This window comes from Sphingomonas sp. (assembly GCF_041661825.1).
Taxonomy (GTDB): domain Bacteria; phylum Pseudomonadota; class Alphaproteobacteria; order Sphingomonadales; family Sphingomonadaceae; genus Sphingomonas.
In genome coordinates this window covers 196188-220506 of record NZ_JBAZTU010000003.1, presented here as the reverse complement: position 1 = coordinate 220506, position 24319 = coordinate 196188, and the positions used below count along the sequence as shown (strand labels likewise).

The following is a 24319-nucleotide window of genomic DNA, read 5'->3' as shown; positions in this document are numbered from 1 at the left end:
CGCCGCTCGCAATGAACAACTTTAAGGTGATGTATGAGCGAAGAAATCGAATGGTGGGATTATGACGACGCGGCCGAGATGGCCGCTGCCGTCGCGGGCGATATCGCCTTCGTGATCGAAAGCGCGATCGATGCGCGCGGCGGGTGTGTGATCGCACTGGCCGGCGGCAAGACCCCGCTGCCGATCTATGAAAAACTTGCCGCGACCAAGCTCGACTGGAAGCGCGTGACGATCATCCCGACCGACGAGCGCATCGTGCCGCTGGGCGATCCGCTGTCCAACATCACCGCGATCGGCAAGACCTTCCTGCCCAAGGGCGCGCGCGTCATCCCGATCGTCAGCGAAGCGGCAAAGGATTATCGCGCCGCCGGCAAGGCCGCCGATGCCCGGCTCGCCGACCATCACTGGCCGCTCGATCTCTGCCTGCTCGGCGTCGGCGAGGACGGACACACCGCCTCGATCTTCCCCGGCCCGGATTTCGAGGAAGCGATCAATGGCCCGCGCGAGCGCCGCGCGCTCGGCGTGATGCCCGATCCCATGCCCGCCGACGCGCCCGTCGCGCGCATCACGCTCAGCCGCGCCGCGATCGTCTCGGCCAAGGCACTGATGATCGCCGTCACCGGCGACAAGAAGCGCCAGGTGATCGAGCAGGCGATCAAGCAGGGCCCGTCGTCAAGCTACCCGATCGGCCGCGTGCTCGCTGACGCGGAGCTGCCGGTCGATATCCATTGGAGCCCTGCATGACCCTTCATGCCGATGTGAGCGCGGTCACCGACCGGATCATTGCCCGGTCGAGGCCGACCCGCGACGCCTATCTGGCGCTGATCCGGCGCGAGCGCGACAACCACATCCACCGCCCCGCCCTTGGCTGCGCCAACCTCGCGCACGGCTATGCCGGCACCGAGGAGGACCGCGAGACGATGAAGGCCGGCGGCGGTATGAACATCGGTATCGTCACCGCCTACAACGACATGCTCTCGGCCCACGCGACCTATTATCGCTACCCCGAGCAGATGAAGGTCTGGGCGCGCGAGGCCGGCGCCACGGCGCAGGTCGCGGGCGGCGTGCCCGCGATGTGCGACGGCGTGACCCAGGGCTATCCCGGCATGGAGCTGTCGCTGTTCAGCCGCGACACCATCGCGCTGTCGACTGCGGTAGCGCTGAGCCACGGCATGTTCGAAGGCGCGGCGCTGCTCGGCATATGCGACAAGATCGTGCCTGGCCTGCTGATGGGCGCGCTGCGCTTCGGCCATTTGCCGATGATCCTCATCCCCGGCGGCCCGATGCGCTCCGGCCTCGCCAACAAGGCGAAGGCCGCGGTCCGCGAACAGTTCGCCGAAGGCAAGGCCACGCGAGAAGATCTGCTCGAGGCGGAGATCGCCGCCTATCATTCGAAGGGCACCTGCACTTTCTACGGCACGGCCAATTCGAACCAGATGATGATGGAGGTGATGGGCCTCCACATGCCCGGTGCCGCCTTCGCCAATCCGGGCACCAAGCTGCGCCAGGAACTGACTCGCGCCGCCGTGCACCAGCTCGCCGGCATCGGCTGGAACGGCGCCGATTACCGGCCGCTCGGCGAATGCGTCGATGAAAAGGCGATCGTCAATGCGGCGGTCGGCCTGCTCGCGACCGGCGGATCGACCAATCACCTGATCCACCTCCCCGCGATCGCCGCGGCGGCTGGCATCGTGATCGACTGGGAGGATTTCGACCGCCTCTCCCGCGCGGTACCGCTGATCGCGCGGGTCTATCCCAACGGCTCGGCGGATGTGAACGGCTTCGAGGATGCGGGCGGCATGCCCTATGTCATTCGCGAGCTGCTCGACGAAGGAATGCTTCACCGGGACTTGATGACAGTCGCCGGGGATGACATGACAACGTACGCCAAACGCCCCGCCATCGAGGATGAGGCATTGGTATGGGGGGATGTCGGGGCCAGTGGTGACGAAACGATTCTGCGCCCGGCTGCCACGCCCTTCGCGCCCGAGGGCGGTTTCCGCATCCTCACCGGCAATCTCGGCCGGGCCTGCATCAAGGTGAGCGCGGTCGAACGCGATCGCTGGACGATCGAAGCGCCGTGCCGCGTCTTTGCCGACCAGTCCGAAGTGCAAACCGCCTTCAAGGCGGGCGAACTCGATCGTGATGTCGTCGTGGTGGTGCGCTTCCAGGGCCCGCGCGCGAACGGCATGCCCGAACTGCACAAGCTCACCCCGCCGCTCGGCGTGCTGCAGAATCGCGGCTTCCGCGTCGCGCTGGTCACCGATGGGCGTATGTCAGGGGCGAGCGGCAAGGTGCCGTGCGCGATCCATTGCTCGCCCGAGGCGCTCGGCCATGGCCCGCTTGCGAAACTGCGCGACGGCGACGTCATCCGCATGTCGGCCGATACCGGCGAACTCGCCGCACTGGTCGATCCGGAAGTATGGGCAGCGCGCGCTTTTGTCGAGGCGCCGCCTGCGGCCGAGGGCATGGGCCGCGAATTGTTCGGCCTGTTCCGTGGCAATGCGAACGAAGCCGAAAAAGGTGCGTCGGCAATATTGGCCGCAATGGGGTGGTAAGCATGGAAGTTGTGGCGGTCGATATCGGCGGGACGCATGTGCGCTTCGCCATCGCCGAGGTTGCGGATGGACGCGTTCTTTCCCTTGGCGAGCCCGAGACGCTCAAGACCGCCGAATATGCCAGCCTGCAGACCGCATGGCAGGCTTTCGGCGCGTCGCTCGACCGTCCCCTGCCCCGCGCCGCGGCGATCGCGGTGGCATCGCCGATCGGCGGGGAGATCATCAAGCTGACCAACAATCCCTGGATCATTCGTCCAGCGCTGGTCCAGGAACGGCTCGAGGTCGACACCTTCGCCCTGATCAACGATTTCGGCGCGATCGGCCACGCTGTGGCGCAGGTTGGCCATGACTGTTTCCAGCATCTCTGCGGGCCCGATACACCGCTGCCCGGTCACGGCTCGATCACCGTCTGCGGTCCGGGCACCGGCCTGGGTGTCGCGCAAGTCCTGCGCATGCGGCACGGCTATCACGTGATCGAGACCGAGGGCGGTCACATGGATTTCGCCCCGCTCGACAATCTGGAAGACGCCATCCTCAAGCGCCTCCGCAAGGCGTATAACCGCGTGTCGGTCGAACGGATCGTCGCCGGCCCCGGCATCGTCGCCATCTACGAAACACTTGGCGAAATCGAAGGGCGCGCGCTTCAGCGGCTCGACGACAAACAGATCTGGAGCCTCGCGCTGGACGATGGCGATAGCCTGGCGCTCGCCGCGCTCGACCGATTCTGCCTGAGCCTGGGGGCGGTCGCAGGCGATCTGGCGCTGGCCCATGGCCCCACTGCCGTGGTGATCGCCGGCGGGCTCGGGCTGCGGCTCAAGGATCGGTTGCTTCAATCCGGCTTCGAGCAGCGATTTACCGCAAAGGGCCGTTTCCAGTCGCTGATGAAGTCGATACCGGTGAAGCTCATCACTCACCCCCAGCCCGGCCTGTTCGGCGCCGCGGCCGCCTTTGCCCAGGAGCATGCCCGATGAGCGGTATCGAAACGATCATGCGGACGAGTGCAGTCATCCCCGTGCTGGTGATCGAGGACGCGTCGACCGCCCGACCGCTTGCCGAAGCACTGGTCGCTGGCGGGCTCAGGGTGCTCGAGGTCACGATGCGCACTGCCGCCGCGCTCGACGCGATCCGCGAAATGAAGCAGGTCCCCGGCGCGATCGTGGGCGCCGGCACGGTCGTCTCGACCGAGCAGTTCGAACAGGTGATGGATGCGGGCGCCGAGTTCATCGTCTCGCCCGGCCTGACCGAGCGGCTCGCCCAGCCGATCATCGCCAGCGGCGTGCCCTATCTGCCGGGCATCGCGACCGCGGGCGACATCATGCGCGGCCTCGATCTCGGCCTCGACCATTTCAAATTCTTCCCCGCCGAGACCTCGGGCGGGCTCAAGGCGCTGAAGGCGCTCGCCGCACCCTTCTACCAATGCAAATTCTGCCCGACCGGCGGCATCACCGAGGCAAGCGCGCCCGATTGGCTCTCCTTCGGCCCGGTGCTGTGCGTCGGTGGCAGCTGGGTGACCGGCGGCACCGTGGCCGAGATCGAGGCAAAAGCGCGCGCTGCGGCAGCGCTGGCACGCTAGGAGCACGCTCTCCCTGTTCCTCCCTGTTCCTCCCTGTTATTTTAGTTTTTTGTCGTTTTGGCGCTATTTTCGTCGAAATCTTGCATTTTTTCTCTTTTATAACAGCGACTTGATGCGGCCCTCCCTGTTATCGCGGAACAGGGAGGACTGGGCGCCGTAACAGGGAGAGTTTGTCCTTACCGACACTGAGAAAGAGCCGATCCGAATCGCGCTGGTGCGGCCGGATCGGTCGGCAAGGTAGCGAGCCTTTCCGATACTTGAATCGACGCCCGTCAGACGGGATCGCCGGCGCCGCCCGGCCGGTCGACCCATGCCGGTGCCGCGGCGAACACGGCGTCGCCGATGATCCACAGCATCCCCGCGCCGCGCACCGAAGCGGCGATCAGGATCCCGGTCTGGCCCATGGCGGGCCATGCCCCCTCCTGCCCGGCAAAGAACCAGAACTCAGCGAAATAGGCGAGCAGATCGCCGACCAGGAATAGCGCCACCGGCCCCATCCGGCGCGACGTGATCAGCAGGAGCGGGAATATCCACAGATCGAACTGCGGCGAATAGACCTTGTTGACCAGCAGGAACCACGTAGCGACCGGCGTGAATAATACCCACAGATGCCCCCAGTGGCGCCGCGCACCCAGTTTGACAATCACGCCGGTGCCCGCGACGAACAGGGCGGCCGACCAGAGGTTGCGTTGCGCGATATCGGTCTGCAACCAGCCGAACTGGCCCGCCAGTTCCCAGATCGAGGCAGCGGTGCCGCTCCGGCTGGTCGAGAAGGTGTAGAAATCGAGCCAGTTCGTCCGCGCCAGCAGGGCCGGTAGGGCATTGACCAGCCCCCAGGCGCCGATGGCGGTCGCCATTATCGCAGTCGTCGTGAAGATCCGCCGTTCGACCAAGGGGCGCAAGGCCAGCAGGGGCAGCAACAGCAGCGGAAAGAGCTTGGCCGCTCCGCCCAGCGCCGCTAGTCCGGCGGCGTGGGTCAGGCGTCCGCGCTGCGCCAGTGCCAGCGCCCCGACCGCCAACGCCACGGCCAATATATCCCAATTATGCCCGATATAGAGGACCAGCGGCGGGGCGAGCGCCCAGCACCACAGCCGCGCCGGCGCAAGGCGCATCGACCAGAGCAGCGCCGTCACCAGCAGCGCGATGGCCGTGTTGACCAGGGCGACGACGAACAGGAAATAAGGCGCTGACGCCGTCTTGCCGAACAGCCCGGCGGTGATGCGGCCGTCGAGATAGATCAGCGCGCCGGTGAGCACGGGATATTCCATCCGCGCCTCGAAATAGGGCAGCTTGCCGGCCGCGATCTCCCGCCCGCCCCAAAAGGGCATCGCGTCCGAATAACAGCCGGTGGTATATTGCTCGGACGCGGACCAGCCGCCGTCGAAACTGCACTGCGCCTTGAACAGCCAGCCCAGGCTGCAGGTCAGGAAGGTCGTCAGCAAAAGCATAAGCAACAGCCGGTTCGGCCTGAAGCGCTGCCTGCTCGTCGTGTCCAAACCGATCGTCACGACGCCCCCCGACTGCTCCGGCGCCCCTTATCGTCTCGATCGCCACCGGGAAAGGCGCGTCTGCGCCGCCGTCACATCTCGCCGCGCGCGCGCCTGATCGCATACCATTTCTGGACGTTCGCATTATGCTGTTCGAGCGTATCGGCGAATACATGGCCGCCGGTGCCGTCAGCGACGAAATACAGCGCGTTCGACTGCTCGGGATCGAGCACCGCGTCGATCGAGGCACGGCCGGGATTGCAGATCGGGCCAGCGGGCAGACCCGTCATCGCATAGGTGTTGTACCCGTTGTTGGTCTGCAGCTCGGACCGCAGGATGCGCCGGCCGAGCGGGCGCCCCTTGGTCACCGGATAGATCACGGTCGGATCGGCCTGGAGCATCATCCCGCGCTTCAGCCGGTTGGAATAGACCGCCGCCACCATCCGCCGCTCGCTCGGCTTGCCGGTTTCCTTTTCGACGATCGAGGCGAGGATCAGCGCCTCGCGCGGCGTGTTCACCGCAATGCCCGGCTTGCGCCTCTCCCAGGCGGCAGCGAGGTAGCGCACCATCGCGCGCTGCATGCGCTCGATCATGAAGGTCTTGGTATAGCCGCGTTCGAAACTGTAGCTGTCGGGCAGCACCGTGCCCTCGACCGGCACGGTCGCAGTGCCTTCGAGCCCCGGCGTCTTGTCCAGCGCCGCCTTGACCATCACTGACGGCCAGCCCTCGGGGATCGTCACGAAGCGCTGCAGCGTCTTGCCGCCCTGCAGAACCTTCAGGATATCGGCCTGGCTGAGATGCGCCGGAAGGCGATATTCGCCGGCCTTGATCGGATCGCCCGAGCCCAGGAACCGGGCGAACAGCCGGAACTGGTTCGCCGATCCGATCGCGCCCGCCTTTTCAAGCTGGGCCGACGCGGTCGCCAGGCTGGTGCCCTGTGCGATCGTGACGGTGGTGTTGCGCTTCAACGGCCCTGGGCCGGCCCAAATCTGCAGTCCGAAGAACGCCGCCGCGATCGTCGCAAGGACGATGAGCAGGCCAAGGCATCCGAGCTTGCGCACGGCCCCCTAGACGGCCCGCATGACGAGGCTGGCATTGGTGCCGCCAAAGCCGAAGCTGTTGTTCAGCACTGCCTTGATCGACCGCTTCTTGGCGACATGCGGCACCAGGTCGACGCCGGCGCAATTCTCGCTCGGATTGTCGAGATTGAGCGTCGGCGGCGCGATCTGGTCGCGCAGCGCCAGGATGCAGAAGATGCTCTCTACCGCGCCTGCGCCGCCGAGCAGATGCCCGATCGCCGACTTGGTCGAGCTCATCGACAGCGTGTCGATGTTGTTGCCGAACAGGCGGCGCACCGCGTTCAGCTCCAGCTCGTCGCCGAGCGGCGTCGAGGTGCCGTGCGCGTTGATATAATCGATGTCCGACAGCGCCAGACCCGACTTCTTCATCGCCATTTCCATCGAGCGGAACGCGCCCGAGCCCTCGGGATGCGGTGCTGTGACGTGATAGGCATCGCCCGACAGGCCATAGCCGATCACCTCGGCATAGATTTTCGCGCCGCGTGCCTTGGCCCGCTCATATTCCTCGAGCACGACCACGCCGGCGCCCTCGCCCATCACGAACCCGTCGCGATCGATATCATAAGGGCGGCTGCCCCTTTCAGGCGTATCGTTGAAATTGGTCGACAGCGCGCGCGCCTGGGCAAAGCCGGCAATGCCGAGCGGGCAGATCGCGCCCTCGGCGCCACCTGCGAGCATCACATCGGCATCATCCATCGCGATCATCCGCGCGGCATCGCCGATCGAATGCGCGCCCGTCGAGCAGGCGGTCACGACGGCGTGATTCGGGCCCATCAGGCCATATTTGATCTGCACCTGGCCCGTGATCAGGTTGATCAGGCGGCCGTGCACGAAATGCGGCGACACGCGGCGCGGGCCCTTTTCGTGGAGCACGATCGATTCGCTGGCAATGCCCGGCAGACCGCCGATGCCCGCGCCGATCGAGCAGCCCGCGCGGAAGCGCTCCTCCTCGGTCATGTCGGTCAGGCCGGCGTCCTCGAGCGCCTGGCCGGCGGCATCGATGCCGTAGATGATGAATGGATCGACCTGGCGCTGCACCTTATGGTCGACGCGCTTGCCCGGATCGAAGCCATATTCATGCTCCGGCGGCTTCACCTCGCAGGCGATGCGGCAGGCATAGTCGGTCGCGTCGAAGCGCGTGATCGTGGCTGCGCCCGATTTGGAGGCGATGATGTTCGCCCAGGCGGTTTCCACATCGGCACCCAGCGGCGTCACAAGCCCGAGCCCGGTTACGACAACACGGCGCATGGCCATCTCCGTTCTTCATTCGTCAAATAGGAACGGCCCCCCGCCCCTGTTGGTTGCCCTGGGACGGGGAGCCGTTCATGCATTCCTGCCCGAAAAGGGCCAGGCGAGGCGCCGGGGCGCCATCGGCCTGATCAGTCCTTATGCTCGTCGATGAAGGTGATCGCGTCCTTGACGGTCGTGATCTTCTCCGCGGCGTCATCAGGGATTTCGACTTCGAACTCTTCCTCGAACGCCATCACCAGCTCAACGATATCGAGGCTGTCCGCGCCCAGATCGTCGATGAAGCTCGCGTCTTCGGTGACCTTGTCGGCTTCGACGCCGAGATGCTCGACGACGATCTTCTTAACCCGGTCTGCGGTCTCGCTCATTGTTATCGTCCCTCTATCGCTGGGGGTTTCATTTCCTGAACGCACGTAGAACGCGCTTTGTGCCCTTGCAAGGGGGCGCAGGTGCGAGAACCGGTATCGCGAACGATCAGATCATCGCCATGCCGCCATTGACGTGCAGCGTCTGGCCCGTGACATAACCCGCCTCCTTGCTGGCGAGATAGACGACCGCCGCGCCGATATCGCCGCCCTGGCCCATATGGCCGGCGGGAATGCGCGCGTTGAGCGCCTCCTTCTGCGCATCGGGCAAGGCGTCGGTCATCGGCGAGGTGATGAAGCCCGGCGCCACGCAATTGACCGTGATGCCGCGGCTGGCGAGTTCCTGCGCCAGCGCCTTGGACATGCCGACCAGCCCCGCCTTGGATGCAGCATAATTGGCCTGACCCGGATTGCCGGTGGTGCCCACCACCGAAGTGATCGAGATGATTCGCCCGAACCGGGCCTTCATCATCGGCCGAGCGGCAGCCCGCGCGATCCGGAACGCCGCTTCCAGATTGACGCGGATCACCTGATCCCATTCGTCATCCTTCATCCGCATGACCAGATTGTCGCGGGTAACGCCGGCATTGTTGACGACGATATCGAGCTTGCCGAGCGCCTCGACCGCGCTTGGCACCAAGGCATCGACCGCGGCCCCATCGGAAAGATCACATGGCAAGGCGACATGATCGCCGCCGAGGCTCGCCTTGAACGCGTCGAGCTTCGTGGCATTGGACCCCGAAACCGCCAGCCGCGCGCCCTGCCCCGCCAGCGCCTGCGCGATCGCCGAACCGATTCCCCCGGAAGCGCCGGTCACCAGCGCGGTCATGCCTGTCAGGTCGAACATCTTATTCTCCATTAATTTTGTTCGCGCGGAGGCGCGGAGGCGCAGAGGATTTATGGTTGTTGACGAGCCGTCGGATGCCTTCCTTTAGCGTCTCGCCACCGAAATTGAGAAGCAGCCCAACGGGCTGCCCGGTCAAACGGAGATATGTCAGCAATTGCTTCGCATGCGCCGGATTCAACTGCTCAACTGATTTGATTTCCACGATCAAACGATGATCTACCAACAGGTCGATCCGGAAAGCGGCGTCGAACCGCAGGCCCTCGAATTCGATAGGTACGGCCACCTGTCGAGCAACTTCGTAACCCATCGCAGCTAGCTTCGCAGCAAGGACGGTTTCGTAGACGGTCTCAAGCAATCCCGGACCCAGGTCGCGATGCAGACGCAAGGATACGTCGATCACGTCCCCGGAGATCGTATCGATATCCTTCACCGCGACTCCTCTGCGCCTCCGCGCCTCTGCGCGAACAAAACTTAAAGCGTCTTCGCCAGTGCTTCGATGTCGTCCATCGAGATCACGCTCGATGCATCGACATCGGCCACGATGCGCTTGACCATCGGGGCGAGCACCTTGCCGCCGAACTCGATGAAACGCTCGACGCCGGTATCCGACATCGCCAGCACCGATTCCCGCCAGCGCACCATGCCGGTCACCTGCTCGACGAGCAGCCGACGGATCGTGTCGACATCGCCGACCGCCGTCGCCGTCACATTGGCGAACACCGGCACCAGCGGCGAATCGATCCGCGCTTCGGCCAGCGCCTTCTCCATCGCGTCGGCCGCCGGCTGCATCAGGGGGCAATGAAACGGCGCCGATACCGGCAGCAACACCGCGCGCTTCGCACCATATTCCTTGGCGATAGCGACAGCCCGCTCGATCGCGCCGCGATGGCCCGATATCACCACCTGGCTCGGATCATTGTCGTTGGCGACGGTGCAGACTTCGCCCTCCGCCGCAGCGTTGGCGATGATCCGCGCCTTTTCGAGGTCGGCGCCGAGCAGGGCGGCCATCGCGCCGACGCCAACCGGCACCGCCGCCTGCATCGCCAGCCCACGATGCTTTAGCAGCAACGCCGTGGTCGGCAGGTCGATCGCCCCCACTGCACACAAGGCGCTATATTCACCGAGCGAATGGCCCGCGACATAATCGGCCTTGTCGGCCAGGCGGATGCCGCCTTCCTTCTCCAACACCCGCAGCGTCGCGATGGCGTTCGCCATGATCGCCGGCTGGGCATTCTCGGTGAGCTGCAGCTCGTCCTCCGGCCCTTCGCTCATCAGCTTGAAGAGATGCTGGCCCAGCGCCTCGTCGACTTCCTCGAACACCGCACGGGCGACGGCGCTGGCTTCGGCGAGCGCACGGCCCATGCCGACCGCCTGGCTGCCCTGTCCGGGAAAGATGAATGCACGCATGGGCCGGCTCCTGTGAGATCAGGCGGGTGGGACTAGAAAGCTGAACGGACTTAGGCAAGCCGCGACAAATGGCGACCATTTCGGCCCTTTATCGGCACGGGCCTGCGACAAGCGACTCCTAGATAGGTGTTCGACGCCAAGCGAGGCGCCGTAACGACACCGAGGAGTGAGTATCATGAAGAAGTTCATCCTGAGCGCGATCGCCGTCTCGATGGTCGCAAGCCCGCTTGCCGCCACCGCCGCTTCGGCCGGTCAGTACCAGCCCCAGCAGCGCCATGAGACAGTCGTCCGTCATCAGCCGGGCAGGACCACGATCGTCCAGCGCGATTATCACCAGAGCCGCCCTCAGTACCGGAACAACTATCGCAACGATTGGCGCCGGGGCGAGCGGTTCGACTATCGCCAGGCACGCAACTACCGCGTGATCAACGATTATCGCGGTCGCCATCTGAAGGCCCCGCCCCGCGGCTACCGCTATGTCCAGTCGGGCAATGACGCGCTGCTGGTCGGCATCTCGAGCGGCGTGATCGCGGCCATCCTGGCCGGCGCGCTCCGCTAACACCCAAAGATCGGGCGGAAGGCTTGCCTTTCGCCCGATTTCCGCTAAGGGACCGCCATCGGGGTGGGAAGCGCCAGCTTTCCGCCCCGGTTGCATTGAGAGACGATAGCCGGAGGGGCGTTGCGCATGGTGCGTACGTCAGCGATCGGCCAAGAGAAGAGAAAGCAGCATGGCTCTGTACGAGCACGTGTTCCTTGCGCGCCAGGATCTGGCACAGGCGCAGGTGGACACGCTGGCGGAAACCGCCACCAAGATCATCGAAGATAACAAGGGCAAGGTCGTGAAGACCGAGTCCTGGGGCCTGCGCAGCCTCGCGTACAAGATCGCGAAGAACCGCAAGGCGCATTATGTGATGCTCGAAATCGACGCGCCGGCCGGTGTTGTCGCCGAGCTGGAGCGCCAGACCCAGATCAACGAAGACATCATCCGCTACATGACCGTCAAGGTCGACGCCCTCGAAGAGGGTCCGTCGGTGATGATGCGCAAGAGCGATCGTGACCGTGAGCGTCGTGGTGACCGCGAGGGCCGTGGCGACCGTCCGGACCGTGGTGACCGGCCCGAGCGCCCGCGTCGCGACTTCGACGGCGAATAAGGAGCATATAGACAATGGCACGCCCATTTTTCCGCCGCCGCAAGAGCTGCCCGTTCTCCGCGAAAGACGCCCCCCGGATCGACTATAAGGACGTCCGGTTGCTGCAGGGCTTCGTGTCCGAGCGCGGCAAGATCGTCCCGAGCCGCATCACTTCGGTGAGCGGCAAGAAGCAGCGCGAGCTCGCCCAGGCGATCAAGCGCGCCCGTCATCTGGGCCTGCTGCCCTACATCGTTAAGTAAGGAGCCGGACTCATGGATGTGATCCTGCTGGAACGAGTCGAAAAGCTCGGCAACATCGGCGACGTGGTGAAGGTGAAGGACGGTTTCGCCCGTAACTTCCTGCTGCCGAACAAGAAGGCGCTTCGTTCGAACGAAGCCAACCGCAAGGTCTTCGAGAAGAACCGCGAGAAGATCGTGGCCGACAACGCCGCGCGTCGTGGCGAAGCCGAGACCGAAGCCAAGACGATCGACGGCATCACGCTGACGCTGATCCGCCAGTCGTCCAACACCGGCCAGCTCTACGGCTCGGTCGCGGTGCGCGATCTGCTCGAGCTGCTCGAGTCCGAAGGCCACAAGGTGCCGAAGTCGGCGATCGTGCTGAACAAGCCGATCAAGGCCATCGGCGTCTATGACGTGAAGGTCGCCCTGCACGCCGAAGTCGCCGTGACCATCAAGGTCAACGTCGCACGCTCGCCTGAAGAGGCCGAGATGCAGGCGAAGGGCGTCGACGTGATGTCCGCGATGTTCGAGAAGGACGAAGCGGGCTTTGTCGAGGCGTACGATCCGAACGCCGAGCCGGGCGCGACCGCCGAGGTCCAGGCCGACGCGGCACCCGAAGCGGAAGAGTCGGCCGAAGGCTGAACGACCGCAAGGTTCGCATAGAAAAAGGGCCGTCCGGAGTTTCTCCGGGCGGCCCTTTTCTTTTGCCCCGCCCTGAAGCGGGTAACGGGTTGTTTCGGCGTTACGGCGCTGCGACGCACGCACCCACCACCGCAACCAGCGGGATCAGGGCGAGGAAGATCGGAACGACGGATTTCATGGCCTGGTTCGTTTCGTGTTCGTGGAACTTGAAAGGGGAAATGCGCACGAGGCCGGAAGGTTTCAACAGGATGAACGGGAATATTTTTACGGCGAAGCGGAACTTTCCAGCGACGAACCGATTCGTGGGGCGGGAATTCGACATCCCCGGGGCCAGATCCGTTCAGCAAATGGACAGAATTCGGGCCTCTGTCGGGCGCCCGGCAACGCCCACATACGGTTACCGCCACGTCAGCCAATTGCATTTCCCATTCGACAAGCTAGCATCCCTAAGTCGTTGATAGTCGCTGCAATCATGTCGCGATCACGCCTTGGGGGCTTCGGAAGATGGGGATCGGTCGCACCGTTGCGGCGCTTGGCCTGGGCTGGCTCGCCCTGGTCGCCGCTGATGGGCCCGAATCGCTGGAGGACTCGGTCCTCGACGAGATCAACTATGTCCGCGCCAACCCCCAGAAATATGCCGACGAGTTGCGCCAGTATCGCGATCTGTTCGACGGCCGCGTAGTGCGCCTCCCCGGCGATCCGGTGGGCGAAATGACGCGTGAAGGCGCCTATGCGGTCGACGAAGCGATCGCCTTTCTCGACCGCCAGAAACCCCTGCCCCCGCTCGCTCGCGGCGCATTGCTCGAGCGTGCCGCACACGACCTTGCCGAAGAGCAGGGCGAAACGGGCCGCAACGGCCATCGCTCGGCCGATGGCGCCATGCCGGGCGACCGGGTGAAGCGCCACGGCGGCGACATCTTCGTGAGCGAGACCATCTCCTATGGCTATAGCGAGCACCACGCCGTGGTCCGGCAGCTCGTCATCGATGACGGCGTGGCCAGCCGTGGCCACCGCGCTTTGATCTTCGCAACCAGCAACCGCTTCGCCGGCGTCGGCTGCGGTGCGCATCCGACGGTGCGCTACATGTGCGTGATCGACTATAGCGCAACCGCGAATGGCGGGCCGCAGCTGCCAACCTTCGCAGCGTCCAGCCGCTAGGCTATTGGATCGAGCGCCTCAGTGCCGATCGATTCAACCATAGGAAGAACCGCGGTATCCCGTGACGGTCGAGGTGTCGGTGGCGCCGCGGTTCGCTGTTTCTCACGGGCGGGCCTACTAAAGGAACGCAGGACCGGCGCGACGCGGAATCCCTGTTCCGGCCGGATTTTCCCCTGATAACCCGCGAGATTTCCCTGTTATCGAATAACAGGGAATTTCGTCCGCCGTGACGCGTCCTACAGCAGCCCAGCGCGTGCCAGCCCCGCGTCCACCACCCGCTGGCTCGCCTCGCCCGGCCAGGTCATCGGCAAGCGCAGCGCCTGCGGGAAGCCTGGACGAACCCGGCTCAGCGCATATTTGACCGGCCCGGGCGACGCGTCGGTGAACAGCGAGACGTGGAGCTGGAACAGGCGGTCCTGATAGCCGAGCGCCTTGGCGTAATCACCCGCGTGGCACGCCGCCTGGAATTCGGCGCAGAGCTTCGGCGCGACATTCGCGGTTACCGAGATGCAGCCCCTGCCCCCGGTCGCGTTGAACGCCAGTGCCATGTCGTCATTGCCGGAGATCTGGCAGAAATCCGGTCCACACGCGTCGCGCTGGGCGGAGACGCGCTGGATGATCCCCGTCGCATCCTTGACGCCGACGACGCTCGGAAAGGCCTTGGCGATCCGGCCCATCGTCTCGACTGCGATGTCGGTCACGGTGCGCCCGGGCACATTGTACAGTATGATCGGCAGGTCGCAGCTGTTCGCCACCGCCTCGAAGTGGCGGAAGATGCCCTCCTGATTGGGGCGGTTGTAATAAGGCGGCACCATCAGCGCCGCCTCGGCGCCGGCTTCCTTCGCGGCCTTGATGTTCTCGATCGCGACCCGCGTGTCGTTCGAACCCGCACCGGCGATCACCGGCACCCGGCCCGCGGCCTGCTCGACGCACACCCGAACGGCGTGGAAATGCTCCTCCGCCGACATGGTCGCGGCCTCGCCGGTCGTTCCGCAGGGCACCAGCGCGCTTGACCCTTCGGCGATCTGCCACTCGATGAAATCGCGATAGGCGCCCTCGGCGAAACGCCCATCTTCCTCGAACGGCGTGACGAGCGCCGGGATCGAACCCGAAAACATGGTTGATGTGCTCCTGCGGGACGGTGATTCCGTCGCATTTTCGTAAATTGTTCAGCGACAAATAAGGTCGGCTCCCATATCCTGTCCACATGATACCGTCATTGATCAAGTCGGGATTGCTGTTCGCCGGTGTTTCGGGCCTCGCGGTCACGTCAGGCGTAGCACAGGATCAACTCGGCTGGGGCCGCGCGCAGCAGGTGCTGCAGGGCTCCGCCGCCGCCAACAGCGCGCTCTCCGCGACGATCACCGAATGGAAATCGCTTCAGGACAGCGCGAGCTATCCGTTCGAGACCTATGCGCGCTTCCTGCTCGCGCATCCCGGCTGGCCCGGCGAGATGGCGATGCGCCGCAGCGCCGAGAATGCGCTGTCTGTCGGCAACTGGTCGCCCAGCACCGCCGTCACCTATTTCCGCCGCTACGCACCGCTCACCGGCGCGGGCAAGACCCGCTTTGCCGAGGCGCTGGCAGCGACCGGCGCGCGCGACGAAGCAAACCTGGCCGCCCAAAAGGCCTGGGTGTCCGGCACCCTCTCGGCGCTCGATGAGGCGAAGCTGATCGGCAGCTTCTCCGGCGCACTGACTCCGGCCGATCACGACGCGCGGATGGACATGCTGCTCTGGCAGGGCTCGATCCCGTCGGCCCAGCGGCAACTTGCCTTGGTCAGCCCATCGAAGCGACCGCTGTTCGAGGCGCGACTAGCCCTTCGCACCAACGCGCCGAACGCGGCGGATCTCGCCGCCGACAGCAATGGCGTTGGCGCCGGCGACCCCGGCTATCTCGCCGACCGCGCGGCCTGGTTCCGCACCAACAATGCTTCGCCCAGCGCGCGCAGCCTGCTCGCCCGGCGCCAGGCGCTCGTCTCGCGTCCCGGCAGCCCGGAGAAATGGTTCGAGACGCTGCTCACCAACGCACGCGGCGCCGCCGCCGATGCGCAATATTCCACTGCCTTCGATATCGCCCACCTGTTGGACGATGCCTATCCCGCCGGGACGGACGTCAGCGAAAAGCCTTATGGCGAGCGCGACGATTATACGAGCCTCGCCTGGCTCGCCGGGCAGACTGCGATGAAACAGCTCGGGCGGCCTGCCGAAGCGATCGGCATGTTCACCCGCTATGCCGGCGCCTCGAAGACCCCGACGACTCAATCGAAGGGCTTTTACTGGGCCGGCCGGGCCGCCGAGGCGGCCGGGCGCCGCGATGAAGCCAACAGCTATTATGCGCGCGCCGCGGGCTTCCGCGACCTGTTCTACGGCCAGCTCGCGACCGAACGGCTCGGCATGGCGCTGACCCCGCCGGGCGACCCGCTGATGAAGCCGGTCGATCCAGCCCTCCGCGCTGCCTTTTACGGCCGCGAGACGGTGCGCGCCGCGCAATATCTCGGTACGGTCGGCGCGTGGCAGGACCAGACCGCGTTCGTCCGCCAGATCGCGATCGATGCGAAGACCGACAGCGACCACGTCCTCGCGACGGAATTGTCGCGCAGCCTCGGCCGGCCCGATCTCGGCGTGATGGTCGGGCGCAGCGCGCTGCAGAACGGTCTCAGCGAATACAGCACCGTCGGCTTCCCCAATGTCCGCGTGCCGGCCTCCAGCCAGGACAGCTGGACGATGATCCACGCCATCGCACGGCAGGAAAGCCAGTTCGATCGCGCCGCGGTCAGCCATGCCGGCGCGCGCGGGCTGATGCAGCTCATGCCGGGCACCGCGCGCGAGACCGCGGGCAAGCTCGGCATGTCATACGATCCGGGCTCGCTGACCAACGATACCGATTACAACATCATGCTGGGCTCGAGCTATTTCGAACGGATCTACCGGCTCTATGGCAGCTATCCGCTGGCCGTGGCGGCGTACAATGCCGGCCCCGGCAATGTGAACAAATGGCTGCGCGCCAATGGCGATCCCCGTACGCCGGGCGTCGACATGATCGACTGGATTGAGGCGATCCCGATCTACGAGACCAAGAACTACGTCCAGCGCGTGCTGGAGAATGCGGTGGTCTATGATCTGATGAACCCGTCCCGCTCGCGCTCCAGCGGCAACCGGCGGATCAGCTGGTATCTCGGCAAGAGCACACCGGGCTGAGCTGGATCCGTCACCCCGGACTTGTCCCGGGGTCCATCGTGCCGCACACACATTCTTCGCCGCGTCTGCGGAACGAGCCCGGCATGACGGAAGCCCATGGACCGCCCAAACTACATCACCCCCTCGGGCTATAACGCCCTCAGCACCGAATACCGCGCCCTGCTCGGCGACGAACGCCCCAAGCTGGTCGAGGTGATCTCCTGGGCCGCCGGCAATGGCGACCGTTCCGAGAATGGCGACTACATCTATGGCCGCAAACGCCTGCGCGAGATCGACCGCCGGCTCGGCTGGCTCGCCAAGCGGATGAAGGCAGCGGTGGTGATAGATCCCGCCGCCCAGCCCGACCGCTCGCGCGTGTGGTTCGGCGCCACCGTCACCATCGCTGATGAAGACGATACCGAGCGGGTCCTCACCCTGGTGGGCGACGATGAGACCGACGCTGGCGCTGGCCGCATCGGCTGGAGCGCGCCCCTCGCCCGCGCGCTACGCGGTGCAGCCATCGGCGACCTGCGTCGGGTCACCCTGCCCGCGGGCGAACGCGAATATGAGGTCACCGGCATCGCCTACCCGGCAACCTAGCGTTTCCTGCGGACAGATTGACGGCACCCACTCGTCATGAAACGATCGCGCGACGAAACGACCCGAGAGGAACCGTCATGCCGATCCCCGCGACCTGGTCTTCCCAGCTCCTCAGCATCCTGCGCATTGTCGCTGGCCTGGGCTTTCTCCAGCACGGCGTCTCGAAGTTCTTCGGCATCCCGCCCTTCCCCGCACCGCTCAACCCGTTGCTCTACGTTGCCGGCGGACTCGAACTGGTCGGCGGCACGCTGATCGTGATTGGACTCTTCACCCGGCCGGTCGCCTTCGTCCTTTCCGGCATGATGGCCATCGCCTATTTCATGGCGCATCTCCCACAGGGCTTCTTCCCGGCCGCCAATGGCGGTGAAGCAGCGATGCTCTACTGCTTCATCTTCCTGTACCTCGCTGCCGCCGGCGGTGGTGCATGGAGCGCGGACGCCGCCCGCACCAAGGCGTGATCACCCCTTGGCCGGCGGCGGGCAAGCCCCGTACTCGGCGATCGCCTTTTCGAGCAGCGGCCTGACCATGGCCGGCGGCATATGCGCCATCTCGGTCAGGGGCATCGTCGTGCCGATCTTCTGCGCCAGCAGATAGCCGAGATAATAGCCGAAACGCGGCGGGAACGGACCGCCGCTCGGCCGACCGAAGAAGAAGGGCGCATAATCCGCCTGCTCGGTGGCGTCGAACTTGGCATGTGCCAGGCACATCGCCTCGCGGAGCCGCGGATTGACTGCGGCGGGCAGCGGCTCGGGAATAGTGAGCAGGAGCTGACGCTCGCTCGCCCCCGGGTTCATCCGCGACGCGACGTACACCGCCATCCCTTCCTGCCACAGCGAGCACCAGAGCGCGTCGCAGTCGGGAAACCAGGTGGCGTGATAGAGATGGAACAGCTCGTGATCGAGGAACGGTGCGATCGTCGTCTCGTCATGGATCTTGGCGATCACGTCAGCGCCGAAGATCATCACGTTGCGCCCGTTGATGGTGCGCGATCCGCCATCCATCTGGCCGAGCGAGTGGACCAGATAGACCGGCATGTTGAGCTCGTAGTCGGGGAAGGTCTTGAGGAAGCGCGTCTGGCCGGTCGTGAAGGCCTGGGCGAACGCATCGGATGCGGCGGTATATTTCTCGCGAATGGCCGGAAAACCGATCAAGGCCGCCGCGACGGTGGCGTCATACTCCGCCTCGGTCCGTCCATGGGGCTGGTAGAAGCCGGGGAACAGGGCATTGAAGCGCGCGCGGAACAGCCGGACTCGCTCTGCCTCCGGCATTGTCGCGGTCTCGTCGACAAACGCCGTGAAGGCAGCGGTATGGGAGGTGAAATCTGCGGATGTCACCACAACCGCCGCATTCTCGTGCGGCACTGCGGGTGTCGGGTTGGCCTGCACCGCGAGCGCAACCGCCATCAACGTTACCAGAATCATGGCGGCATTCCTCCCCGATCGAACCGTGTTGTTCAGGCAATACGCCACGCGCCTGATTTCGCAAGGCGCGGCCAGGTCGAGCATCGGGATGTGAGAAGGCTCCGCTAACCGTCTCGAAAATCAGTCATCTCACGCCGGAAGCTGCCGGAATCGCGGTGAATCCGTTTGTGCCCGGCTTTTGGCCGGATCGGCCGCTGTTAGGGTTTGCGTCTGGCCGGGCGGGGGTCGCACGGTCGTGTAAAGCGAGAAACGACAAATGAGCGCGACACAGAGAATGATCGTGAGCGGCAAGGTGCAGGGCGTTGGTTACCGGAACTGGACGATCTGGACGGCCAATGCGCTGGGCGTGACGGGTTGGGTCCGCAACGTCCAGAACGGCAGCATCGAAATCATGGCATCGGGCGAGGATCAGGCGCTCGACGCACTGGTCGAGGCTTGCCGCCAGGGACCGCAGCTTGCCCGGGTCGACGATATCGAGGTGCAGCCGGTCGGTGAAATCCACCTCAAGGGCTTCAACAAGCGCCTCGGGATCCAGGCATAGCTGCCTCAGCCCTCGGCGATATCCTCGTTCCACAGCGCCGGATGCTCGGCGATGAAGCGTGCCATCAGCTCGATGCAGCGCGGGTCGTCGATCACGTCCACGCGCACCCCTCGTTCGCGCAGGAAGTCCTCGTTGCCGCCGAAATTCCGGTTCTCGGCGATCACGACATGAGGAATGCCGAACTGCACGATCGTGCCCGCGCACATCATGCAGGGGCTGAGCGAGGTATAGAGGATCGTGCCCCGATAATGCGGCCGGCGGCCGGCATTGCGCAGGCAATCCATCTCGCCATGCGCGATCGGATCGCCTTGCTGAACGCGCCGGTTATAGCCCTCGCCCAGAATCCGCCCGTCGCCGACCAGGACCGATCCGATCGGCAAGCCGCCCTCGGAGCGCCCCTGGTCGGCCAGCTCGAAGCAACGGGTGACGAAAGGGGCATGCAGGTCGCTCATCGGCGCAGGCTATCGCCGTCCGGTGGCCCGGTCGAGAGCGCGACGAAAACTGCCTCGATTCCGATATCTGCCCCAACCGGCGCCGACCTTGCGGACTGATCATGCTAGGATCGCCGCCGTCAGCGCCCGCCCTCAGGGAATGAGCCAATGACCAGCACGACTCAACGCGTCTTCATCTCCGGCAAGGTCCAGGGCGTGGGTTTCCGCGACTGGGTGGTCCGCCACGGCAAGGCGCTCGGCCTGATCGGCTGGGTCCGCAACCGTACCGACGGCCGGGTCGAGGTTCTGGTCATCGGCGACAGCGACGCCTCCACGGCCCTGATCGACAAATGCCGCGAGGGCCCGCCGCTCGCACGCGTCGAGCATATCGAGGCCCATGCCGACAGCGAACGCCCGCCCAAGGGGTTCACCAAGCGGTTTACGCTGTGACCAATCAACCATTGGTGGAAAATCACGCCTTCCGTGATATCTTCCTGCCATGACGGAGCTTCTGCCCCTCAATATCTCGCCCCTTCCCGTGAAGCTGCGTGTCGAGGACTATCTGCTTCTCGACGACGCCGGCGCGTTCGACGCCTATCGCAAGACCGAATTGATCGGGGGGGACGTCTATTTCATGAACGCCCAGCATCGACCGCATGCGCGGATCAAGTCGCGCCTTCATGTGCTGCTGGCGGGCGCGCTGGCGCAGACGAATCCCGGAATCGAGGCCGTGGTCGAAGGTTCGGTGGCGATACCGCCCACGAACGCGCCGGAACCCGACATCGTGCTGACGATGGAAGCGGAAGGCGATGGCCTCATCCCGCTCGCGTCGGTGCGGCTGATCATCGAAGTGTCCGACGCAACACTTGCGTTCGACCTCGAAGAAAAGCTGTGCATCTACGCCGCAGCCGGCGTGCCCGAATATTGGGTCGCGGACGTGAACGCCAAGGTGATCCACCAGATGTGGCATCCCCGAGGCGATACCTATGCGGAAAGGCGCGCGACTGCGTTTGGCAATCCCATCGAGGCAGCCTCGATCGCCGGGCTCGTCATCGAGACAAACCCACTTCGCTAGCGCTTCGGGGATCGTCGACCCGCCATCACGCGGGCCGACGAGAAGTTCCCAGGATTCAGCGCGTCAGCTTCTTGTATGCCAGCCGCGTCGGCCGGTCCGCCGCATCGCCCAGGCGACGGCGCTTGTCCGCCTCATAGCTTTCGAAATTGCCCTCGAACCATTCGACATGGCTGTCGCCCTCGAAAGCGAGGATATGAGTCGCGAGGCGATCGAGGAAGAAGCGGTCATGGCTAATCACCACGGCGCAGCCGGCGAAGCTCTCCAGCGCCTCTTCGAGCGCGCGCAGCGTCTCGACGTCGAGGTCGTTGGTCGGTTCGTCGAGCAGCAGAACGTTGCCACCCTCCTTCAGCATCTTGGCGAGATGGACGCGGTTGCGCTCACCGCCCGACAGCTGACCGACCTTCTTCTGCTGGTCCTGGCCCTTGAAGTTGAACGCGCCGACATAGGCCCGCGTGCCCAGTTCCTGCTTGCCGAAGCGGAAGACCTCGAGCTTGTCGGAAATCTCCTCCCAGACATTCTTGTTGGGGTCGAGATCGTCGCGGCTCTGGTCGACATAGCCGAGCTTGACCGTCTGGCCGACCTCGATCGTGCCGCCATCGGGCTGTTCTTGGCCAGTGATCAGCTTGAACAGGGTCGACTTGCCCGCGCCGTTCGGGCCGATCACGCCGACGATACCACCGGGCGGCAGCACGAAATCGAGATTCTCGAACAGCAATTTGTCGCCATAAGCCTTGGTCAGCCCCTTGGCCTCGATCACCTTGCCGCCGAGCCGTTCGGGCAGCTGAATCAGGATCTGCGCCTTGCCGACCGAGCGATTCTCCTGCTTCTCCATCAACTCGTCGAACGCGCGGATACGCGCCTTGGACTTGGTCTGGCGGGCCTTGGGGGTCTGGCGCATCCAGGCGAGCTCGTCGGCGATCGCCTTGGCCTTGCCCTGCTCCTCGCGCTCTTCCTGCTCGAGCCGCTTCACCTTCTTTTCGAGATAACCCGAATAGTTGCTCTCATAGGTATAGTAGCGGCCGCGATCGAGCTCGAGCACCCAGTTGACCACGTTATCGAGGAAATAGCGGTCATGGGTCACCAGGATGACGTTGCCGGTATATTCCTTGAGGTAATTCTCCAGCCACTGGACGCTCTCCGCGTCGAGATGGTTGGTCGGCTCGTCGAGCAGCAGGATATCGGGTTTTTCGAGCAGCAGCTTGCACAGCGCGACACGGCGCTTCTCACCGCCCGACAAATTGGTGACCGGGCTGTCGCCGGGCGGGCAACGCAGGGCCTCCATGGCCTGCTCCAGCTGGCTGTCGAGCGCCCAGCCATCGGCTGCGTCGATCTTTTCCTGCAGCTCGCCCATCTCCGTCATCAGCGCGTCGAAATCGGTGTCGTCCTTGGGATCGCCCATCTCGGCGCTGATCGCGTTGAAGCGCTCGACCATCGTCGCGACAGGCCCGGCGCCCAGCTTGACGTTTTCCAGCACCGTCCTGGTCGGGTCGAGCTGCGGCTCCTGCGGCAGATAGCCGACCTTGATGCCTTCCGCCGCCCAGGCCTCACCGGTGAAATCGGGGTCGATCCCGCCCATGATCTTCATGAGCGTCGACTTGCCCGAACCGTTCGGACCGATGATCGCGATCTTCGCGTCACCAAGGAACTGGAGGTGGATATTGTTGAGCACCGGCTTGGCGGCACCCGGGAAGGTCTTGGTCAGACCCTTCATCACATAGCTGTACTGCACGGCCATCGCCGATTGGCTCCGTCTTTGAATGCGGGGAATTTCGCTGGCGCATGTAGTGATTGCGGGGCCGCTTGGCAAACCGGATCATGTCCGAAAATCGGCGCGCACGGCGCTTGTCGAAACACCATGCTTGCTTCTAAGCGACGATGCGACGGCCCTGCATCTTTTCGGGGCGAACGGAGGACCCGATCGTGCGTTATGTCTCCCTTGTCGCGGCACTCGCCGCCTCTGCTTTCGCTCTTCCGGCCGCTGCGCAACAGGCGCCGCTCGATCCCGCTATCGGCAAGCTGCGTGACGCAGCGCTCAACGATGATGTCGCCTGGGATATCGTCGAAGGCCTGACCACCGAGATCGGCCCGCGACCGGACGGATCGCCGCAACAGGCCAAGGCGCGAGAATGGGCCGTGGCCAGGCTCAAGAGCCTCGGCTTCCAGAATGTTCGCATCGAGACCTACCAGCTCGACACCTGGGTCCGCGGACTCGAGAGCGCCGAGGTCGTCTCGCCCTTTCCCCAGCCGCTGCGCCTCACCGCGCTCGGCAATTCGGGTGCGACGCCGCCCGAAGGCCTGACCCTGCCGATCGTCTTCTTCCCCAGCATCGACGACCTGCGCGCCGCCCCTGACGGCAGCCTGAAGGGCAAGATCGCCTTCGTCTCCAACACCATGCAGCGCACCATGGATGGCTCGAGCTATGGCAGCCAGGGCGCCGCGCGGCGCCAGGGGCCGAGCATCGCCGCGAAGAAGGGCGCGAGCGCGATCGTCATCCGCTCGATCGGCACCGATCACGGCCGTGGGCCGCACGCCGGCGTCACCAATTTCGAAGCGGGCGTCACCCCGATCCCGGCCGCCGCGCTCTCGGTGGCTGACGCCGCGAACCTCGAACGCATGGTCAAGCGCGGCAAACCCGTTACGCTCCACCTGCTGCTCACGCCGAAGCGGGTCGGCCTGCGCGAATCCGGCAACGTCGTCGCTGAAGTGCCCGGCACCGATCCCAACGCGGGGATCGTCCTGATCGGCGGCCATCTCGATAGCTGGGATCTCGGCACCGGCGCGATCGACGATGCCTCCGGCGTCGGCATCACCACTGCGGCGGCGAAGATGCTGCTGGATTCGGGCACCCGCCCACGCCGCACGATCCGCGTCGTCTGGTTCGGCGATGAGGAAACGGGTGGCTTCGGCGGCGCGGCCTATGCCAAGGCCCATGCCGGCGAACGCCACGCGATCGCGACCGAATCCGATTTCGGCGCTGACCGGGTCTGGCGTTTCCAGACCAACCTGCCCGACAGCGCCAAGCCAGTCGCTGACCGGCTGGCGGCGGCACTTACCCCGATTGGCGTGATCCGCGGTCCGGGCGTCGCCAACGGCGGCACCGATGTCGAACCGGTGCTGGCGACCGGGGTTGCGGGGATCGACCTCAACCAGGATGGCCTGCGGTATTTCGACTATCACCACACGCCGGAGGACACGATCGACATCATCGACTTGGGTCAGCTCCGCCAGAATGTCGCCGCTTGGACGACGATGCTTGCCGTGGTTGCGAACGCGCCGGAGGAGATTGGGCCGGTTCCGATCAAGAAATGACGGAAAACCGTGACCGAACCTTTCTGCAAGA

General features: G+C 65.0%; 28 protein-coding genes. 16 read left to right on the top strand and 12 right to left on the bottom strand.

The genetic code is table 11. From position 1 onward, the window contains the following. Positions 1-33 precede the first annotated feature (33 nt). Genes pgl through eda form a run of 4 tightly spaced genes read left to right on the top strand, consistent with a single transcriptional unit; the run spans position 34 to position 4131 of the window. Complete coding sequence (pgl, locus tag WC729_RS13940) at positions 34-744, top strand: 6-phosphogluconolactonase (protein ID WP_372853725.1); 711 nt, start codon at positions 34-36, stop codon at positions 742-744. Further along, positions 741-2558, top strand: a complete 1818-nt coding sequence (gene edd, locus WC729_RS13935) for a phosphogluconate dehydratase (RefSeq protein ID WP_372853723.1) — start codon at positions 741-743, stop codon at positions 2556-2558. Before pgl ends, edd begins: the two co-directional genes overlap by 4 nt. Before the next feature lie 2 nt (positions 2559-2560). Then, positions 2561-3529: a glucokinase gene (gene glk, locus WC729_RS13930; protein WP_372853721.1), complete on the top strand. Its 969-nt coding sequence runs from the start codon at positions 2561-2563 to the stop codon at positions 3527-3529. Then, complete coding sequence (gene eda / locus WC729_RS13925) at positions 3526-4131, top strand: bifunctional 4-hydroxy-2-oxoglutarate aldolase/2-dehydro-3-deoxy-phosphogluconate aldolase (RefSeq protein WP_372853719.1); 606 nt, start codon at positions 3526-3528, stop codon at positions 4129-4131. Before glk ends, eda begins: the two co-directional genes overlap by 4 nt. A 272-nt stretch (positions 4132-4403) precedes the next feature. Here eda and WC729_RS13920 read toward each other — a convergent pair whose 3' ends face one another. From WC729_RS13920 to fabD, 7 genes are all read right to left on the bottom strand, one after another. Further along, positions 4404-5639, bottom strand: coding sequence for a hypothetical protein (locus tag WC729_RS13920; protein ID WP_372853717.1), 1236 nt, complete (start codon positions 5637-5639; stop codon positions 4404-4406). A gap of 71 nt (positions 5640-5710) precedes the next feature. Then, the gene (gene mltG, locus WC729_RS13915; RefSeq protein WP_372853715.1) at positions 5711-6679 is read right to left on the bottom strand and encodes an endolytic transglycosylase MltG; all 969 of its coding nucleotides are present in this window, start codon (positions 6677-6679) and stop codon (positions 5711-5713) included. Between the two features lie 6 nt (positions 6680-6685). Then, on the bottom strand, positions 6686-7945 hold the full coding sequence (gene fabF / locus WC729_RS13910) for a beta-ketoacyl-ACP synthase II (RefSeq protein ID WP_372853713.1): 1260 nt from the start codon (positions 7943-7945) through the stop codon (positions 6686-6688). Between the two features lie 131 nt (positions 7946-8076). Continuing rightward, positions 8077-8313 carry an acyl carrier protein gene (locus WC729_RS13905; RefSeq protein WP_272627031.1) on the bottom strand — a complete coding sequence of 79 codons (237 nt, stop codon included), beginning with the start codon at positions 8311-8313 and terminating at the stop codon, positions 8077-8079. A 106-nt stretch (positions 8314-8419) separates the two neighbouring features. Continuing rightward, positions 8420-9157 carry a 3-oxoacyl-[acyl-carrier-protein] reductase gene (fabG, locus tag WC729_RS13900; protein ID WP_372853711.1) on the bottom strand — a complete coding sequence of 246 codons (738 nt, stop codon included), beginning with the start codon at positions 9155-9157 and terminating at the stop codon, positions 8420-8422. A gap of 1 nt (position 9158) precedes the next feature. Continuing rightward, complete coding sequence (locus WC729_RS13895) at positions 9159-9587, bottom strand: GxxExxY protein (RefSeq protein ID WP_372853709.1); 429 nt, start codon at positions 9585-9587, stop codon at positions 9159-9161. Between the two features lie 41 nt (positions 9588-9628). Then, positions 9629-10564 carry an ACP S-malonyltransferase gene (gene fabD, locus WC729_RS13890; RefSeq protein ID WP_372853707.1) on the bottom strand — a complete coding sequence of 312 codons (936 nt, stop codon included), beginning with the start codon at positions 10562-10564 and terminating at the stop codon, positions 9629-9631. Positions 10565-10739: 175 nt separating this feature from the next. Between fabD and WC729_RS13885 the strand changes: the two genes are divergently transcribed. From WC729_RS13885 to rplI, 4 genes are all read left to right on the top strand, one after another. Further along, the gene (locus WC729_RS13885; RefSeq protein ID WP_372853704.1) at positions 10740-11123 is read left to right on the top strand and encodes an RcnB family protein; all 384 of its coding nucleotides are present in this window, start codon (positions 10740-10742) and stop codon (positions 11121-11123) included. Between the two features lie 169 nt (positions 11124-11292). Then, positions 11293-11715, top strand: a complete 423-nt coding sequence (rpsF, locus tag WC729_RS13880) for a 30S ribosomal protein S6 (RefSeq protein WP_372853702.1) — start codon at positions 11293-11295, stop codon at positions 11713-11715. Between the two features lie 14 nt (positions 11716-11729). Continuing rightward, entirely contained in the window at positions 11730-11954 is a 225-nt protein-coding gene (gene rpsR / locus WC729_RS13875) for a 30S ribosomal protein S18 (protein ID WP_034158365.1), read from the top strand. A gap of 12 nt (positions 11955-11966) precedes the next feature. Continuing rightward, a complete protein-coding gene (gene rplI, locus WC729_RS13870) occupies positions 11967-12575 on the top strand; it encodes a 50S ribosomal protein L9 (protein WP_372853700.1) in 609 nt (202 codons plus the stop codon). A 100-nt stretch (positions 12576-12675) separates the two neighbouring features. Here rplI and WC729_RS13865 read toward each other — a convergent pair whose 3' ends face one another. After that, complete coding sequence (locus WC729_RS13865) at positions 12676-12897, bottom strand: hypothetical protein (protein WP_372853698.1); 222 nt, start codon at positions 12895-12897, stop codon at positions 12676-12678. Positions 12898-13079: 182 nt separating this feature from the next. Here WC729_RS13865 and WC729_RS13860 point away from each other — a divergent pair, with 182 nt between their 5' ends. Beyond that, complete coding sequence (locus WC729_RS13860; protein WP_372853696.1) at positions 13080-13733, top strand: CAP domain-containing protein; 654 nt, start codon at positions 13080-13082, stop codon at positions 13731-13733. A 236-nt stretch (positions 13734-13969) separates the two neighbouring features. Here WC729_RS13860 and dapA read toward each other — a convergent pair whose 3' ends face one another. Then, positions 13970-14851, bottom strand: coding sequence for a 4-hydroxy-tetrahydrodipicolinate synthase (gene dapA, locus WC729_RS13855; protein WP_372853694.1), 882 nt, complete (start codon positions 14849-14851; stop codon positions 13970-13972). An 89-nt stretch (positions 14852-14940) separates the two neighbouring features. Here dapA and WC729_RS13850 point away from each other — a divergent pair, with 89 nt between their 5' ends. The 3 genes from WC729_RS13850 (at position 14941) to WC729_RS13840 (ending at position 17969) form a co-directional block, all read left to right on the top strand. Continuing rightward, a complete protein-coding gene (locus WC729_RS13850; RefSeq protein WP_372853692.1) occupies positions 14941-16932 on the top strand; it encodes a lytic transglycosylase domain-containing protein in 1992 nt (663 codons plus the stop codon). Positions 16933-17028: 96 nt separating this feature from the next. Continuing rightward, a complete protein-coding gene (locus WC729_RS13845) occupies positions 17029-17511 on the top strand; it encodes a GreA/GreB family elongation factor (protein ID WP_372853690.1) in 483 nt (160 codons plus the stop codon). Between the two features lie 77 nt (positions 17512-17588). Then, positions 17589-17969 (top strand): DoxX family protein, encoded by a 381-nt coding sequence (locus WC729_RS13840; RefSeq protein ID WP_372853688.1) that lies wholly within the window; start codon positions 17589-17591, stop codon positions 17967-17969. On the opposite strand, the gene WC729_RS13835 is transcribed toward WC729_RS13840, so the two are convergent. Beyond that, positions 17970-18932, bottom strand: a complete 963-nt coding sequence (locus WC729_RS13835; RefSeq protein WP_372853686.1) for a hypothetical protein — start codon at positions 18930-18932, stop codon at positions 17970-17972. It lies immediately after the preceding gene. Between the two features lie 256 nt (positions 18933-19188). Here WC729_RS13835 and WC729_RS13830 point away from each other — a divergent pair, with 256 nt between their 5' ends. Beyond that, positions 19189-19473, top strand: a complete 285-nt coding sequence (locus WC729_RS13830; RefSeq protein ID WP_372853684.1) for an acylphosphatase — start codon at positions 19189-19191, stop codon at positions 19471-19473. A gap of 5 nt (positions 19474-19478) precedes the next feature. On the opposite strand, the gene WC729_RS13825 is transcribed toward WC729_RS13830, so the two are convergent. Next, positions 19479-19925, bottom strand: coding sequence for a nucleoside deaminase (locus tag WC729_RS13825; protein ID WP_372853682.1), 447 nt, complete (start codon positions 19923-19925; stop codon positions 19479-19481). Positions 19926-20072: 147 nt separating this feature from the next. Here WC729_RS13825 and WC729_RS13820 point away from each other — a divergent pair, with 147 nt between their 5' ends. After that, a complete protein-coding gene (locus tag WC729_RS13820) occupies positions 20073-20354 on the top strand; it encodes an acylphosphatase (protein WP_372853680.1) in 282 nt (93 codons plus the stop codon). Between the two features lie 49 nt (positions 20355-20403). Then, entirely contained in the window at positions 20404-20979 is a 576-nt protein-coding gene (locus WC729_RS13815) for a Uma2 family endonuclease (RefSeq protein WP_372853678.1), read from the top strand. A 55-nt stretch (positions 20980-21034) separates the two neighbouring features. Here WC729_RS13815 and ettA read toward each other — a convergent pair whose 3' ends face one another. Further along, positions 21035-22714, bottom strand: a complete 1680-nt coding sequence (ettA, locus tag WC729_RS13810; protein ID WP_372853676.1) for an energy-dependent translational throttle protein EttA — start codon at positions 22712-22714, stop codon at positions 21035-21037. A gap of 185 nt (positions 22715-22899) precedes the next feature. On the opposite strand from ettA, the gene WC729_RS13805 reads away from it, so the two are divergent. After that, positions 22900-24288 (top strand): M20/M25/M40 family metallo-hydrolase, encoded by a 1389-nt coding sequence (locus WC729_RS13805; protein ID WP_372853674.1) that lies wholly within the window; start codon positions 22900-22902, stop codon positions 24286-24288. Positions 24289-24319: the final 31 nt, after the last annotated feature.